The organism is Natronorubrum marinum, from assembly GCF_052040125.1.
Classification (GTDB): domain Archaea; phylum Halobacteriota; class Halobacteria; order Halobacteriales; family Natrialbaceae; genus Natronorubrum.
The window spans coordinates 1-15,491 of the sequence record NZ_JBPPFV010000005.1 but is presented as its reverse complement, the minus strand read 5'-3'; the positions used below and the strand labels follow the sequence as shown (position 1 = coordinate 15,491).

The 15,491-nt window shown below is 63.3% G+C and carries 17 protein-coding genes and 1 pseudogene; 12 read left to right on the top strand and 6 right to left on the bottom strand.

Translation table 11 applies throughout. The features are described 5' to 3' along the window. Positions 1-183 precede the first annotated feature (183 nt). On the top strand, positions 184-1,167 hold the full coding sequence (locus ACSFC5_RS21660) for a DUF8471 domain-containing protein (RefSeq protein WP_440767291.1): 984 nt from the start codon (positions 184-186) through the stop codon (positions 1,165-1,167). Positions 1,168-1,705: 538 nt separating this feature from the next. On the opposite strand, the gene ACSFC5_RS21655 is transcribed toward ACSFC5_RS21660, so the two are convergent. Continuing rightward, positions 1,706-2,233, bottom strand: a complete 528-nt coding sequence (locus tag ACSFC5_RS21655; protein WP_440767290.1) for a DUF7344 domain-containing protein — start codon at positions 2,231-2,233, stop codon at positions 1,706-1,708. A 418-nt stretch (positions 2,234-2,651) separates the two neighbouring features. Between ACSFC5_RS21655 and ACSFC5_RS21650 the strand changes: the two genes are divergently transcribed. Genes ACSFC5_RS21650 through ACSFC5_RS21630 form a run of 5 tightly spaced genes read left to right on the top strand, consistent with a single transcriptional unit; the run spans position 2,652 to position 8,031 of the window. Beyond that, positions 2,652-3,230, top strand: a complete 579-nt coding sequence (locus ACSFC5_RS21650; protein WP_440767289.1) for an acyltransferase — start codon at positions 2,652-2,654, stop codon at positions 3,228-3,230. Next, positions 3,227-4,456, top strand: a complete 1,230-nt coding sequence (locus tag ACSFC5_RS21645; RefSeq protein ID WP_440767288.1) for a DegT/DnrJ/EryC1/StrS family aminotransferase — start codon at positions 3,227-3,229, stop codon at positions 4,454-4,456. Before ACSFC5_RS21650 ends, ACSFC5_RS21645 begins: the two co-directional genes overlap by 4 nt. Further along, positions 4,453-5,442, top strand: a complete 990-nt coding sequence (locus ACSFC5_RS21640; protein ID WP_440767287.1) for a Gfo/Idh/MocA family oxidoreductase — start codon at positions 4,453-4,455, stop codon at positions 5,440-5,442. Before ACSFC5_RS21645 ends, ACSFC5_RS21640 begins: the two co-directional genes overlap by 4 nt. Positions 5,443-5,489: 47 nt before the next feature. Continuing rightward, a complete protein-coding gene (locus ACSFC5_RS21635; protein WP_440767455.1) occupies positions 5,490-6,983 on the top strand; it encodes a nucleotide sugar dehydrogenase in 1,494 nt (497 codons plus the stop codon). Continuing rightward, positions 6,976-8,031, top strand: a complete 1,056-nt coding sequence (locus ACSFC5_RS21630; RefSeq protein WP_440767286.1) for a glycosyltransferase family 2 protein — start codon at positions 6,976-6,978, stop codon at positions 8,029-8,031. Before ACSFC5_RS21635 ends, ACSFC5_RS21630 begins: the two co-directional genes overlap by 8 nt. Before the next feature lie 48 nt (positions 8,032-8,079). Here the strand turns inward: ACSFC5_RS21630 and ACSFC5_RS21625 are convergent, their stop codons facing one another. Beyond that, a complete protein-coding gene (locus tag ACSFC5_RS21625; RefSeq protein WP_440767285.1) occupies positions 8,080-8,286 on the bottom strand; it encodes a hypothetical protein in 207 nt (68 codons plus the stop codon). A gap of 190 nt (positions 8,287-8,476) precedes the next feature. Here ACSFC5_RS21625 and ACSFC5_RS21620 point away from each other — a divergent pair, with 190 nt between their 5' ends. Further along, positions 8,477-8,908, top strand: a complete 432-nt coding sequence (locus tag ACSFC5_RS21620; protein WP_440767284.1) for a hypothetical protein — start codon at positions 8,477-8,479, stop codon at positions 8,906-8,908. A gap of 147 nt (positions 8,909-9,055) precedes the next feature. Beyond that, positions 9,056-9,346 carry a winged helix-turn-helix domain-containing protein gene (locus ACSFC5_RS21615; RefSeq protein ID WP_440767283.1) on the top strand — a complete coding sequence of 97 codons (291 nt, stop codon included), beginning with the start codon at positions 9,056-9,058 and terminating at the stop codon, positions 9,344-9,346. A gap of 41 nt (positions 9,347-9,387) precedes the next feature. Here ACSFC5_RS21615 and ACSFC5_RS21610 read toward each other — a convergent pair whose 3' ends face one another. Further along, complete coding sequence (locus ACSFC5_RS21610) at positions 9,388-9,750, bottom strand: thioredoxin family protein (RefSeq protein ID WP_440767282.1); 363 nt, start codon at positions 9,748-9,750, stop codon at positions 9,388-9,390. Between the two features lie 295 nt (positions 9,751-10,045). On the opposite strand from ACSFC5_RS21610, the gene ACSFC5_RS21605 reads away from it, so the two are divergent. Then, positions 10,046-10,381, top strand: coding sequence for a DUF8106 domain-containing protein (locus ACSFC5_RS21605; protein WP_440767281.1), 336 nt, complete (start codon positions 10,046-10,048; stop codon positions 10,379-10,381). A 267-nt stretch (positions 10,382-10,648) separates the two neighbouring features. Further along, positions 10,649-12,004 carry a type I glutamate--ammonia ligase gene (gene glnA / locus ACSFC5_RS21600; protein ID WP_440767280.1) on the top strand — a complete coding sequence of 452 codons (1,356 nt, stop codon included), beginning with the start codon at positions 10,649-10,651 and terminating at the stop codon, positions 12,002-12,004. Positions 12,005-12,206: 202 nt separating this feature from the next. Here the strand turns inward: glnA and ACSFC5_RS21595 are convergent, their stop codons facing one another. Then, positions 12,207-12,440, bottom strand: a complete 234-nt coding sequence (locus tag ACSFC5_RS21595; protein WP_440767279.1) for a MarR family transcriptional regulator — start codon at positions 12,438-12,440, stop codon at positions 12,207-12,209. Between the two features lie 192 nt (positions 12,441-12,632). Between ACSFC5_RS21595 and ACSFC5_RS21590 the strand changes: the two genes are divergently transcribed. Then, positions 12,633-13,001: a hypothetical protein gene (locus ACSFC5_RS21590; protein ID WP_440767454.1), complete on the top strand. Its 369-nt coding sequence runs from the start codon at positions 12,633-12,635 to the stop codon at positions 12,999-13,001. Between the two features lie 99 nt (positions 13,002-13,100). After that, complete coding sequence (locus ACSFC5_RS21585; RefSeq protein WP_440767278.1) at positions 13,101-13,448, top strand: hypothetical protein; 348 nt, start codon at positions 13,101-13,103, stop codon at positions 13,446-13,448. Positions 13,449-13,773: 325 nt separating this feature from the next. On the opposite strand, the gene ACSFC5_RS21580 is transcribed toward ACSFC5_RS21585, so the two are convergent. Both ACSFC5_RS21580 and ACSFC5_RS21575 read right to left on the bottom strand, forming a co-directional pair. Continuing rightward, positions 13,774-14,625: a metallophosphoesterase gene (locus tag ACSFC5_RS21580; RefSeq protein WP_440767277.1), complete on the bottom strand. Its 852-nt coding sequence runs from the start codon at positions 14,623-14,625 to the stop codon at positions 13,774-13,776. A gap of 15 nt (positions 14,626-14,640) precedes the next feature. Beyond that, positions 14,641-15,491, bottom strand: a pseudogene (locus ACSFC5_RS21575) (hypothetical protein); the annotation flags it as partial.

Below are 15,491 nucleotides of genomic sequence, written 5' to 3'. Positions count from 1 at the left end.
GGGAAACGGGCGTCGACAGCGTGAGTGAGGCTGACGTGACACCGGTGCCGAACGGGGCCGACTTCCCGGTAACCCGGGCATAACAAAGCAATAGAGAGTCCTCTGACACAACGATTCGAGAATGATATTCGTGTCGGCTCGAGCCAGGCTGAAGACTGACCAGCAACATCCAGTGGTCGATCGATGAGCCACGAAACGAGTACACAGACGCGATTCGGTGTCGTCCGGGAGTATCCGGTAGATCTCGCGGTCGTCTCGATCGCCGCACTACTCGCGTACGGGATTGCCGCGTGGTTTCCGGAGGGAAACATCCTGAGACTGTTCGTGACGTTCCCGCTCGCGTTGTTCCTTCCGGGATATGCGCTTATCTCGGTGCTCTTCCCGGCGGGAGATCGTAGCGCACGGAAAACGACATCGGCGTCCATCGAAACGCGACCCCGCGGAATCGACGTCGTCGAACGACTCGGACTGTCGTTCGCGGTGTCGCTCGCGATCGTTCCCGCGCTCGTGCTCGCGTTGCCGTTTACCGAGTGGGGTCTCGCCACCGGTTCGATCGCGGCTGCACTCGTAGTCGTCACCGTCGTTCTGGCACAACTCGGCGCCGTTCGTCGGCTCCGAACGCCGAAACCGGAGCGATTCGTCGTCTCCCCGCTCGCGTCGATCTCGAGACTTCGACGGGACGAAAATGCCGTCGCAACGGTCTCGTCCGCGCTACTCGTCCTCGCGGTCGGGCTGGCAGTAGGAGCCCTCCTCATCGGATTTTTGGCCCCGGTCTCGACGGGCGGGTTCAGCGAACTGGCACTGTACAGCGAAGATGACAACGGCGACCTGGTCGCCGGGGAAATCGACGGCGAGGTCGAGGCGGGCGAGTCGGTTCCAGTGACCGTCTCGATCGAGAACCAGGAGGGAGAGGAGACCGACTACACGGTCGTCGTCCAGGAGCAGGTGATCGAGGACGGTGAGGTCGTCGAACGAACCGAACTCGACCAACTCGAGACGACGCTCGAGGACGACACGACAGGAACCGGCGAGTTAGCGATCACGCCGACGGCGAGCGAGGGAGAAACGGTCCGGATCAGCATCCTCATGTACGAGGGTGATGCACCCGGGGAACCGACGAACGAGAACGCCGACGAGGACACCTTCTTCTGGGTGACGGCCGAGTAACGCCCGTCGTCGTCTCGTTCGGTCCGGTCCACCGATTTTCGGGACAAAACCGAGCGTCCCGACAGGAGACAGTCGATATCAGGCGAAGCGGTTGGGCAGTCGTCGCAAGCCGAAACAGCGGCGCAACCGTATCGATCCGACACGGTGGCGCAATCGCGGCGACCCGAAAAGTAATTTTACTGTCGACAGGACGTGACCAACGGTAGAGGGAGTTGCTTCTGCATCGGTCCGTCGACAGCCGACTCGAGACACCCACTAACCTGCACACCGGCCCAGAGACGAGATCGACGATCGTCGCCGTGGATACGTCGTGTCTCAGTCAGCGTCGTGAGTCGCGTCCGGTTCCGATCGCACAGCGGTCGCAGGAGCCATCGGAAATCGTCTCGGGACAGATCAGTTCGGCGAGAGCGATCGCTCCGAGCGACGAACGAGGATGGTCACGAGACACCGAGACGACGAGACACCCGGTCTCGAACCGGAGGCGTCGCTCTCGACGAGCGAATCGGTCGGTCGACCCAGAGCGAGACGGCGGGTTCGGTTACAGCGCCAGTTGAAGGTCGAATTCGGGGCGCCGCGAGACGTGCTGGGCGACCGAAACCGCGAGAACGAGCAGACACAGGACCAGTGCGATCGCCGGGGCGGCGGTCGCCGTCAGGGGACCGATCGAGAGCCACGACAACGCGACCCCGATCACGCCCAGCGCCGTGACCGACGCGTAGAGCCGATGCCAGGGGCGCTGATTCTCGAGCCGATGATCGAGGTACGGCTCGAAAACATCGTCTCCCGGAAGGAGATCGATGGCGTGATCGTCCGGGTCCCAGTCGACGATGCCGTGTTCCTCGAGCATCGGCAGATGGGTCTGGTACAGGGAGATGTAGACGCGCCGTCGTTGCGTGCGCGTGACATCGTCCGGATCGATCCCGTTCTCCCAGGCGGCGACCTGCTCGACCAGCGGGGCGAGATCGCAGCTCCCCCCGTGTCGTTTAAGATACTGGACGGCTCGGCGTCGCCGGGCGTTGCTAAAGACATCGAACAGTTCGGCTTGCGTCAGTTCGTGTTTAGACATAAGCGTCCTCGCGTTCCCGAAGTGGCTCCCGTTCCCGTGTCACGGGTGTATTCGGATAGCTCACGACAACGAATGCCAGACTGCGACACTTTACTATCACTCGGCTACCCCGGCGAAAGGTATCTGTACCAGTCGGTTTCCATGACCGACATATAATCCAATATTTCTTCACAAATACGGACCGGGAGCGACCGAACAGCGGACTGAGCGGCTGGTTCTCGACAATTCAGTGATACCCCGGTTCGTCGAGAGTATAGCTCCCGACTACACGTCTTGCAGGCCGGGGATAACAAAGCCGTGTTACCGGCTGTATCTGGATGATTGCCCACGCGGGTATCGAGGTATCAATGATATATCAACGACGACACGAAAGATTTCGACGACACGTAGCGGGCTTCAGTTCGGGAGGTGAGCCACGGTGAGCCGGTTCGTCTGTGGAGACGACTGCACGGTCGACGACAATGTGACGGTCGGCCACGGCGAGTTCGATGCGCCGACCCGAGTCGGTGACGGCGCGACGATCAGAGCCGGGTCGATCGTTTACGGCGACGTCACGATCGGCGACGAGTTTACCACGGGTCACGACGTGCTCGTCAGGGAAGGGACGACGATCGGCGACGACGTCCTCGTCGGCACCAAAACGGTCATCGACGGCCAGACGACGATCGGGTCGCACGTCAGTCTGCAGACGAACGTCTACATCCCGACCGAAACGACGATCGGGGACAACGTCTTCATCGGACCGAGCGCCGCGTTGACCAACGACGAGTATCCGATCAGAACTGACAACGGACTCGAGGGACCGACGATCGAAGACGGCGCTTCGATCGGTGCGAACGCCACGCTGTTGCCCGGCGTCACGATCGGAGAGAACGCCTTCGTCGCGGCCGGATCCGTCGTCACCGACGACGTCCCGCCCGATACGCTCGCCGTCGGCACGCCGGCGACGGTTCGAGAACTTCCGAAACCGCTCGAGGGGGCGAATCAGATCGCATGACCGAGCCAGAACCCGATTCCGAGAGAGACATCGACGCCGAGACGGACGGCGGCGTCGCCGAATCCGACACCTCGGAAACCGAACCGGCCGAGAGCGGAGCGGCCGACGGTGAAACGGGCGGCTCCGTCTCGATCGCTGCGCCCGACATCAGTTCGGAGGCCATCGATCGAGTCGAGTCGGTCCTCGAGAGCGGGATGCTCGCCGACGGCCCCGAAGTGCGAGCCTTCGAAGACGAATTCGCGGCCTACTGCGGCGCCGACCGGGCCGTCGCGACGTCGAACGGGACGACCGCCCTCCACGCCGCGCTCGAGGCGCTGGGTCTCGAGGAGGGTCAGGAGGTCATCACGTCGCCGTTCTCGTTCGTCGCGAGCGCCAACGCGATCAGACTCGCCGGCGGCACCCCCGTCTTCGCGGACATCGACCCCGAGACGTACACGCTCGATCCGAGCGCCGTCGAACGGGTGCTCACAGAGCGCGACGATGTCGTCGGCATCATGCCGGTCCACCTCTACGGACTGGCAGCCGATATGAAAGCTATCGGTGACCTCGCGGACGAACACGACCTCTTCGTCGTCGAGGACGCCTGCCAGTCACACGGCGCAGAGGTGGACGGCGACCGCGTCGGTACACTCGGCGACGCGGCTTGCTTCTCGTTCTATCCGACGAAGAATATGACGACCGGCGAAGGTGGAATCATCACCACCGATCGCGACGACGTCGCCGATCAAGCCGCCGGCTACGTCAATCACGGCCGAGACGTCGGTGACGATGCAAGCTACGAGCACATTGAGCTGGGCCACAATTACCGAATGACCAGTATGGCCGGTGCAATCGGTCGCGCTCAGCTCGAGCGACTCCCCGATTTCAATCGCGCCCGTCGGGAAAGTGCGGCGTACTACGACGAACAGCTGGCGGAGCTGCCGATCGAAACGCCGACCGAACCCGAGGGATACCGGCACGTCTACCACCAGTATACGGTTCGAACGGACGATCGGGAGGCCCTCGCAGCAACGCTCGACGAACGCGGCGTCGACACCGCCGTCTACTACGACACGCCGATTCATCGTCAGCCGGCCTACGAGACGGTGAGTACGGCTGCAGCGGCGCTGCCGAACGCGGAACGGGCGGCCGAGACGGTCCTCTCGCTTCCCGTCCATCCGTCACTGTCGGAGCACGATCGACGAACCGTCGTCGACGCGGTACAGGACCACTTCCACCCCCAATGAGTCGAACACCCTCCTCACGACCGATTCGAGCCGGCGTCATCGGCGTCGGTTCAATGGGCGAGAACCACGCGCGCGTGTATAGTGAATTGCAAAATGTCGACCTCGCCTGTGTCACCGACCACGACGAAACGATCGCACATCGAGTTGCGAACGAGTACGGCACCGAGGCCGTCGGATTCGAAACCGCCCTCGATCGCTGTGACGTCGTGACGGTCGCCGTCCCGACGCAAGCACACCACGACGTCGTCTCGGACTGTCTGGCGGCGGGCCTCCACGTCCTCGTCGAAAAGCCGATCGCCGAAACGACCGAGCAAGGGCGAGCGCTGGCGGAACAGGCGGACAGGGAAGGGCTCGTCCTTCAGGTCGGACACATCGAACGGTTCAACCCGGCTGTCCAGACGGTAACCGACCTGATCGACGACCTCGACGTCATTAGCCTCGAAGCCGAACGCCTCGGTCCGCCGCTGGATCGAGGCGCGCTCGGAAACGTCGTCTCGGATCTGATGGTCCACGATATCGACGTGGTCGGCTCCATGCTCGACGCACAGCCCGATACAGTGACCGCGATGGGTACCGAGAACGGCCAGTACGCCACGACGACGATGCAGTACGGCGACATCGTCGCCTCGCTGACTGCGAGTCGCGTAACCCAAAAGAAGGTCCGGAAACTCACCGTTACGGCTCGCGAGTGTCTCGTCGAGGTCGACTACTTAGAACAGTCCGTACTGATCCACCGAAACTCCTATCCGGAGTACGTCGTCGACGACGGCAAGCGCCGGTACCGACACGAGAGCGTCATCGAACGGCCGCGGGTCGACAACGGTGAACCGCTCCGACACGAACTCGAGGCGTTCGTCGAAGCCGTTCGGACCGGCTCCGAACCGATCGTCACCGCCGAGGACGGGATCGAGGCCCTCGAGACGGTCCAGACGATCGAAGCACTCGTCGAGGAGGACGCCAAGAAAACGGAGGTGCAAGTCCAGTGAACCGGGAGAAAGCTGGTGAGCCAGGGTCCGACGACGCTGAAACAGAAATCGAACCGAACGTCAGTCTCTACGGCTCGAGCGACTCTCCAGATCGGCAGCGAGAACTGCTCACGTCGGGCGAGCTCCCGGTCGCGGTCTACGGCCTCGGCAAGATGGGGCTCCCGCTCGCTGGCGTCTACGCCGAGACGACGGGCAACGTCACGGGCGTCGACATCGATCCCGACGTCGTCGAGACGATCAACGGCGGCGAGAGCCACGTCATCGGCGAACCGGGACTTGACGAACTCGTCTCCGAGCAGGTCGGCGCCGGTCGACTCGAGGCGACGACCGACGGTGCCGAAGCGGCCGCGAACGCCCGGATCCACGTCGTCATCGTCCCGACGCTGCTGGACGAAAACGACGAACCGAACCTGACAACAGTCGAGTCGGTAGTCGACGACATTGCGGCCGGTCTCGAGCCGGGCGACCTGGTCCTCGCTGAATCGACACTACCGCCGACGAGCTGTCGGGACGTGATCCAGCCGCACCTCGAACAGGAAAGCGGGCTCGCGGCCGACGAGTTCGGGCTCGCGTTCTGTCCGGAGCGGACCTCTTCCGGGACGGCACTGCGTGACATTCGCGGTCAGTACCCGAAAGTAGTCGGTGGCATCGACGGCGAAAGTACGCGAGCCGCTGCGGTCGTCTACGACGAGGTTTCTGACAACGAGGTCCACCCCGTCTCGGACGCGACGACGGCGGAGTCCGTCAAGGTGTTCGAGGGCGTCTACCGCGACGTCAACATCGGACTGGCCAACGAACTGGGACGGCTGGCCGACGAACTCGGCATTTCGGTCCGCGAAGCGATCGAAACGGCCAACGATCTCCCGATGTGTCAGCTCCACGATCCGGGACCGGGCGTCGGGGGTCACTGCATCCCCTACTACCCGCACTTCCTGCTCTCGCAAAACGAAGAGCCGATGGATCTCACCCGGACCGCCCGACGGATCAACGACGAGATGCCGGCGGTCGTCGTGGAACGACTCGAGCGCGAACTATCGAACACCGGCACCGACCTCGCGGACGCCGCCGTGGTCGTTCTCGGGATCACCTATCGGCCCGGCGTCGAGGAGACGCGCGCCTCGCCCGCCATCGGCGTCATCGACGAGTTAGCCGATCGCGGCGCGAACGTCGCTGGCATCGACCCGCTCGTCGATCCCGAGGAGTACGGCGCTCGAGCGGTCAGTATCGACCACCTCGCGGACGAGTCCTTCGACGCGGCCGTGATCGTCACGCCCCACCGGGCGTTCGACGAGATTCCGTGGGCCCATCTCGGGCCGATGGTCGTCGTCGACGGTCGGGACGCGGTCGACCTCTCGGAGACGCACCACCGGGAGTACACGCTCGGGGGGTCGGTGGACGGTCGGCCGCCGACGGAACGTGACGAGCGCGACGCGGTGGCAACGGACGGACAGTCGCTCACCGCCGACGGCGGTGCGGTCGATCGACCGAGCGGTTCGGATGCGATCGAGGATACCACCACCGATGGAGGAGACGATGTATAAGGGGAACCGAATCGGCGTCGTCGTCACGGCCTACGACGAGGAGGCGTTCGTCGGAACTGTCATCGAGACGGTTCCCGACTTCGTCGACCGAATCTACGCCGTCGACGACGCCTCACCCGACGGTAGCTGGGCGGTGATCCAGCAGGTCGCATCGCAAATCAACGAGACCGCCGAACCCAGACCCGAACTCGCGGTTACCGACGGCGGCGAGGGACGGCGCGTCGTCCCGATCCAGCACGATGAGAACCGCGGCTACGGCGCGTCGGTCAAGACGGGGTACAGACACGCCGTCGAGGACGAGATGGACGTCGTCGCCGTACTGAACGGCGACGGGCAAATGGATCCCGATATCCTCCATCGAATCATCGACCCCGTCGTCGAAGGCGAAGCCGACTACGCGAAGGGGAATCGCCTACTCGATCCCGAGGATCGACAGGATATGTCGACGTTCAGATTCGTCGGCAACGCCATGCTCACCGGGCTCTCGAAGTTCGCCTCGGGCTACTGGGCGATCAGCGACCCGCAGAACGGCTATACGGCTATTTCTCGCGAGACGATCGAGGAACTCGATCTCGACGCAGTTACGGACGAGTACGGCTTCCTCAACCACCTTCTCACCCACCTCAACGTCAACGAACAGCGCGTTGCAGACGTGCCGATGACGGCGGTCTACGGCGAGGAAGAGAGTAGCATTCGATACGTCCCGTTCATTCGGTACGTGTCTTTGCTGTTGCTTCGGAGTTTTATCTGGCGGCTGAAAACGCGGTTCGTGGTCCAGGAGTTCCATCCGAGCGTCATCTTCTACGGCGCCGGCTCCGCCGGACTGGCCGGTGGCACCGCCGGTCTCAGTGGATCAGTTCTCCGAACCCTCCGCGGAAAGGACGGCTTCGCCAGTGCGATGGCGTCGTTCACGACCCTCCTGGTCGGCGTCGTCGCACTCGGTATCGGTATCTGGCTCGACGCCGACGAAGACGAGGACCTCGAGGTGACCGGCTACGAGTACAGTACCGAACGCACCAGTAGCGAGCAGCTACCGGATCGACGGTAGTTCGACGGCGTTCACACCGAAAAGACGGTTACAGTCCGCAGCCGCGACCTAGATCGAATAGCGGACGATATCGTCCGACTCACACGCCGGACAACAGGTCGTCTCGGCTGAGACGTTCGTCCCGCAGTTCCGACACTCGTGGACGACCGTTGCCGTCGACTCCTCGCTCTCGCCGGAACTCCGTGTCGTTGCCGGTGATTCGGTACTCGGTTCCGAGTCGGTGAAAAGACCGGAGAGGAGGCGAGAAAGACTCATAGAATGGGCTTACAGACTGTTCAATAGATTTTGGTATAAGTGTTTCGTGATCGAGTATTCGGGCCGGTTCCTTGAGCGAGGAATCGGCCAAAATACTGACAGAGAGTCCATCAAGAGAATATATTTCACCACAGCTAACCGTTAGTTCAGTGAGAAGGCTTATGCTGTCATACTCGGGTTCATCCAGTATATGGGACGCACGAACGCGACGATCGATTCCGAGACCGAATCCGACGAGCAGGACGCTACAGTCGATCGGACCGTCTCACCGACGCTCGCGGGAACGCCGACGGCAACGATCGCAGCGACGAGACCGAGCCGAACCGAAACCGTCGACTCCCGCACCAACACGCTGACGATCATCGGCCGCGACACCCCCTCGAGTTTCGAGATCACCGTCGACGGCGAGATCGAGTTGCTCGCGGACGACAGCGACGCGAACGCGACCGTCGTCTCCGGATCGACCGTCGAAGGCACGATCGAGACCGGAATCATCCGATTCCAGTTCACCGGCGACCTCACCGACGTGACGTTCGTCGATCGGGAGATCACGGGCCTGTCACCCGCCGCCGCCCCGAACGTTCACGTGGATTACCCCGCTCCGAAACGGTCTCGATCCTAAGGATCGAGACGCTTCTGGTCGGCCGCGGTATGGACGATGCCTCCAGCGGTATGCACGACAATACTCCAGCGAGAAGCCGATCCAACAGGATCATGTAGCGCGGCGACCTCCGATCGTACAACGCCACCTGGCGAACGGAGAGACAGTATGGACGACACGAATCCCGACGAGTACGAGTGGGACGTCCCCGCCGAGTGGATGGCCCCCGTCGACGACGATATCCTCGAATTGATGACCGAGAACCACATCTTCGACCCCGACCACATCGAAGAAGAGGACGTCTGTCGCGCTCCGGACGCTGCCTACCGCTGTCGAGAACTCGCCAAACGTGGGCTTCTAAAGAAGCAAGCGATCGGCATGTACGACATTACGAAGCTGGGCGAACAGTATCTCGCGGGCGAGGTCGATCCGACCGAACTCGAGGCCGACGACGAGTAACGATCCGTCGGCGACGAACGCTCACGTCCCCGACTCGAGTGTCAGGTACCGGCTAGTTCGGTATCGACGGCGCTTGGAACGGTTGCCTCGAGGAACGAGACGACGGCGTCCGCGCCGACGAACCCCTCGGCCAACCGTCCGACTTCCCGTCCGTTCTCGAAACACAGCAGCGTCGGCACCGAGCCGATCTCGAACCGGTCGACGAGAGAGAGATCGTCGCCGGGGTTCACCAACCCGACAGGGATTCCGGTCGCTCGAGCGACGTTTCCTAACACCGGCTCCATCGCCTGGCACTTCGAACAGCCGCTGGTATAACACTCCACGAGCGCGACGGTGTGGTCTTCGAGAAACGCATCGAGATCGGCACCGTTCTCGAGTCGGGTCGGTCTGAGCGTGTCGTCCATACCCTTCGTAGCGCCCGAAGCCTGAAATCGATACTGTCGGCACACCGAGGAGCGATCGGCTGCGTTGAACGACCTATCGCGGACACCACTCGAGTGAACTCACCTGAACCGTCACGCTGATCGACCGGTCCGAACGGCTCGCAGCCGAGTCGCCAAACGGCGGACAGACATCCCATCGAACCCTGTTCCCGATCGGTTCGAACGCGTTGTTTCGGCCGTAATTGTTCGTATATTCGACCCGGTCACCCACAAGCATAGCAGGTGGCTTTATATCCCGAGGCGGTAGGAAGGCCCGATGACTCGACCCGTAACCACCCACGACAAGCGGACGCCGATCCCTCAAAAGTCCACCCTCTTCTGCTGGAGCTGTGATCACGCGAGCCCGATCGACGGCGACTGGGTCCGCCGGACACGGGATCGCCACGAGGAGTACGTCTGTCCCGTCTGCGAGACGACGATCGCAAAGCGTCCCCTTCCCGACGACGCAACGCGCGATCACCGACCGCCACGGCCGTCGATCATGTGGCACCGAGCGGTCCGAACCACAATGCGGGTCTGGCGCACGAGCGTCGATATCAGCGTCTCGAGCGTCGCGGCGATACCCCCCTATCCCATCGGAAGCGGTCGGTAGGACGCGGCCCGTCGTCACCGACCGGCCGTCTCGAAAGCGGGTGATCCTATCGGCGGTGCCACCTTCCCGACGGTCCAGATCACCCGGCCTCGAGCGGCGGCGCGGACAATTATCCATTTTCTCTCTAGTTTTCCTGTCGTTGTCAGCCCCAGACCCTCATACGCCCTATATTAAACTACATTTGTCCACCTATTAATCTAGATAGAGATATTCGCCCACAACAGCAGAGCTTTAATAGTAGAATCCATTGTTCGAACCGAGAAAAAGATGACAAGCGGAAATCTGACCACCGCAGAAGAGGATGTCCTGGACGAGATCGAATCGAAAGATATCGACTTCCTTCGGCTCCAGTTCACCGACATCCTGGGAACGGTGAAGAACGTCTCGGTGCCGGCACGGCAGGCCGAAAAGGCGTTTACCGACGGCATCTACTTCGACGGCTCCTCCATCGAAGGCTTCGTGCGCATTCAGGAATCGGACATGCGTCTGGTTCCGGATCCGAACACGTTCGCCGTGCTTCCCTGGAGACAGCGCGAGGACGGCGCCTCAGCCCGGATGATCTGTGACGTCTACAACACCTCGACGGGCGAACCGTTCGAGGGCGACCCGCGGTACGTACTCAAACAGGCGATCGAGCGCGCCAACGAGATGGGGTACGAGATCAATTTCGCGCCCGAACCCGAGTTCTTCATGTTCGAGGAAGACGAGGATGGTCGCGCGACGACCGAGACCGCCGACCACGGCGGCTACTTCGACCTCGCACCGAAAGACCTCGCCAGCGACGTCCGCCGCGACATCATCTACGGCCTCGAGGACATGGGCTTCGAGATCGAAGCCAGCCACCACGAGGTCGCTCGCGGCCAGTACGAGATCAACTTCGAGTACGACGACGCGCTGACGACAGCCGACAACGTCGGCACCTTCCGCACCGTCGTCCGAGCCATCGCTGCCGAACACAACCTGCACGCGACGTTCATGCCGAAACCGATCCCGAAAATCAACGGCTCGGGCATGCACACCCACATGTCGCTGATGACCGAGGACGGTGAAAACGCGTTCCACGACGAGGACGACGAGTTCAACCTCAGCGACACCGCCCACTCCTACCTCGCCGGCGTTCTCGAGCACGCGCCCGCGATCACGGCGGTCGCGAACCCGACGGTCAACAGCTACAAGCGCCTGGTTCCGGGCTACGAAGCGCCCGTTTACGTCGCCTGGTCCGACCGCAACCGCTCGGCGCTCGTCCGTAAACCGGCCGCACGCGTCCCGGCCGCCTCTCGCATCGAACTGCGCTCGCCGGATCCGTCGTGTAACCCCTACCTCGCCTTCGCCGTCATGATCCACGCCGGTCTCGAGGGCATCGAGAAGGGCCTCGAAGCACCCGACCCGGTTCGCGACAACATCTACGAGTTCGACGAGGCGAAACGCGAGGAGTACGGCATCGAGACGCTGCCGGCGAACCTCGGCGAGGCCGTCGACGCCTTAGAGGCGGATGAAGTCGTCTACGACGCGCTCGGCGAGCACATCGGCGAGAAGTTCGTCGAAGCCAAGCGCCAGGAGTTCGAGGACTACCTCGTCGACGTCTCCGACTGGGAACTCGACCGCTACCTCGAGACGTTCTAACGACGCCCGGCGCGATCACGTCACGAACGTCCCGCTTGTTTTGCGATCGATCGACACGCCGGTACTGCCGACGCCTCCCGCTACGAACGGCTCAGCGCGAACAGTCGGCGTCGCTTCCCGGTCGGGCACCGGTCTCGTCCGCGAGAGACGGCTCTCGGGAACAGTGACGACGACCGCTGACTCCGGTACTCGCTCCGCCGTTTCAGTTCGCGACCACGTACTCGTTCGCTCGTTTATCGACGAACCCGGCACTCGAGAGCGTGTTCAGGATGCTCAGAACCGAGAGTTTCTTCAGCGCCAGCGTCTCCCCCAACTCCTCGACGGTTGCGCCACCGGTGGCCTCGAGGAAGATGTAGACGAGTTTCGCCTGCGCCGAATCGAGGTCGTCAGGAACCGGTTCGATCGCTGACCGCCGACGGTATTGCTGTGGATTCATTGTCATCAACACCGTCCTCGGTCGCGTATATAAATTCCCTCGTAGGTTGTGTATATATCCCACGGAGGGCTCTAGTAGGCCGTTCGGCGGACTGTCAGCCTCCAGAGAACGCGACGCGATCGGGACGTGGAGACACGATTCGAACGGGACCGGTGGACGTTTGAGGCCGTCTCCCAAATCGCCGAGCGAACGATGACGACGCGCGATCGACCCCAGCCCCCGACTGACATCGATCGAGAACTCGACGATCTGCTGGACGGACTCGAGCGTCGAGACGCCGACACGCTTCGCGCCGTCAGTAGCTACCTCGAGGATCTCGCGGCGTGGAAGGCAGCCGATACCGACGAAGAGCGACAGCCAGCCGGAGACGTGAAATCTGGAGACGGTGATATCACTCGAGACGGAAACGAAACCGAGACGACTGTCAACGATAACCTCGAGTACCCGACGAACGTGCCGGAGCGAGCGAGCGTCACGACCAAGGAGATCGCCGGAACGACCTATCGATACTACCAGTGGCGCGACGGGGACCGAATCGAATCGAAAACCGTCGAACGGTAGCGTCGTCGGCCGAGTCGATCGTCCGTATCGACCGTCGACTCCGCCGCCGGAGCTGTCGGATGGGGAACAGCTATATGACAGCACGAACAACTGTTAGCTATGCTCAGCGCCCTGTACGGCTCGGTCGCGTTCGTGTTCGTCCTCGGGGGTGTCGTCTGTGCGTACGATGCGCGCTCGTACACCGACGAGCAGCGGGCTCGAGCGCCACGACTCGTCCGAGCGTATTTCGGCTCGGGGCTCCTGCTGTCCGTCGTCGGACTCGCCAGCCTCGGGTGGATTCTCGGCGGCGGAAACGTCTGGACCGCCGGCATACTGCTGCCCGCCGCCTCCGTGCTACCGTGTCTCGTACAGAACCGACTCCACAAGCGACTCGCGGTCGATCGGAGTCCGCTGACCGAGCGGGTCGAAAGCGCCGTCGCTCGAAAATTCAATTACTCCGATCCCTGACCCCCGGACCCAGACACCGACGGGCGGGTAGCGTCAGTCCCGCTCGACACCCGCCGATTATCAGTTCAGATCCCACTCGTCGGCCGTGATCCCCTCGCTGGAAGCCGGCAACTCCGCCCACGAGTCGCGACTCGAGATCGTCGTTCTCGGAGAAGACACGCGTCGATTCCTCGATCAGATCATCCGCATCGAAGACGGCGACATCGATTCCGCTGGTCTCGATTTTGCGCACCTTGAGACGGGAGGTTTCCATCGTCACACGTCACGTTCTTGCCTCCACAGGATGACCGATTCGGCGTACATTCGTTGGCGCTTGGGGACGATCCTACACCGACTCGTACGAACCGAGTCGCGTCCCGTCTAACAGATACGCCTCGCCGTCGGCCAGGCCGGCGGGCAGAAACGGCGAGAGGAACGACTGATTCGCCAGGTTCACCCACGTCCCGCCGACGAGGTCGTTGAACGCCGGCATCACGACGACCCGCGGCGGCGCGACGTCCGAATTCACGAGCCACGAGACCTCGTCGTACTCGGGACGGTCGCGAAACGGCGTCGGATCGAGCCGTCCCCGGAGCCACGCCCGTTCGACGCGACTCCCGCCGACCTCGTCCTCGAGTCGGACGCAGGGGTGTTCGTGTCCCAGACAGAGCACGTCACACTCGAGCGCGGCCGGCGCGGGCCAGGTGTGTCCGTGACAGACGCCGAGGGCTCGATCCCCGAGCGCAATCCCGTTCCCGGGGACGACGGTTACAGCGTCGGTGTCGAACTCGAGTGCGGCCGCCTCGCGCCCGGTTTCGGGGGTCAGCCAGTCTTCGATCCCGCCGTCGTGGTTGCCCTTGACGACGGTGACGGCGAGCGTCGGCGGGAAGGCCTCGAACAGCACCTCGAGTTCGCCGCGCTCGGCCCCGCCCGGGTCGCCGATGGAGTGCATGAGGTCTCCGAGAACGACGAGTCGGTCGGGGTCGAACCCGTCGAGCAAGCCGAGCAGTCGCTCGCGGCGCTCGGGGGCCTTGCTCGGCACATCGACGCCGCGTTCGTACCGCAGTCCGGCCTCGTAGCCCGCGTGGTAGTCGGCGACGAGCAGCGCGCGTTCGGAGCCGACGGTAGCGGTCGCGGCCGGTTCGCCGGGAACCGGTTCGACGCGCGCCGCGGCCGGTCGACGGGACTCCTCGGACATCGTGGGCTCGAGGCGTTAGATCGGCTTCAGCGTCTCGTCGTTCGGTTCGTAACACTGGCCGCCCATGAGCGCGTCCTGAATGGCGTCTTCGACCTCGTCTTCGGACGCGCCGGTCTGGTCGGCGACCGTCTCGACGACCGTCGATCGGTCGGCACCGTCGCCGTCGTCGAGATCCGCCATCGTGTCGACGACGTACGCCTCCAGGTCGACGTCCTCGGCTGGCACCTCGTCCGCATCGGTCTCGGATTCGGCGTCCGCTTCGGACGGTGCCGTATCGTCGGTCGCGTCGATGTCGTCCGCTTCGCCGTCGGTCTCGTCGTCCACTTCGGAGTCGCCATCGTCAGTCGCCGCAGCATCGGATTCCGAGTCGGTCTCGAGTCCTGACGCCGGCGGTTCGCCGAGGTCGTCGTCGGATTCGGCCCCGGTGTCTGCGGGGTCGGCGTCAGCGTCGGGGGATTCGGTGTCAGCAGCATCCTCGAGTTCGTCTTCCGGTTCGGGAACGTCGATCCCCGCCTCGCCGGGCTCTTCGACCTCGCTTCCGGTCGTGAACTCGGCGCCGAACTCCTCCTCTAGCTGTTCGCGCTCCTCGTCGTCCATCTCGTACATGCCGGTGTCGCCGGCGTCGAAGTCGCCGAGGTCGTCCTCGGCTTCCTCGTCCGCCTCCGCGGCGTCGGCGGAGTCGACGTCGGTCGACTCGTCGAACGAGGCGCTCTGCTCGTCGGCCTCGTCGTCAGCGTCGGCCGCCACCGCGTCGTCAGTACCGGCGGCTGCCGCCGAGTCATCGGTGTCGGTCTCCGCGTCAGCGTCCGACCCGGACTCGAGTGCGCTGTCGGCCGCCTCGTCAGCCGCCGCGGACGCCGCGTCGG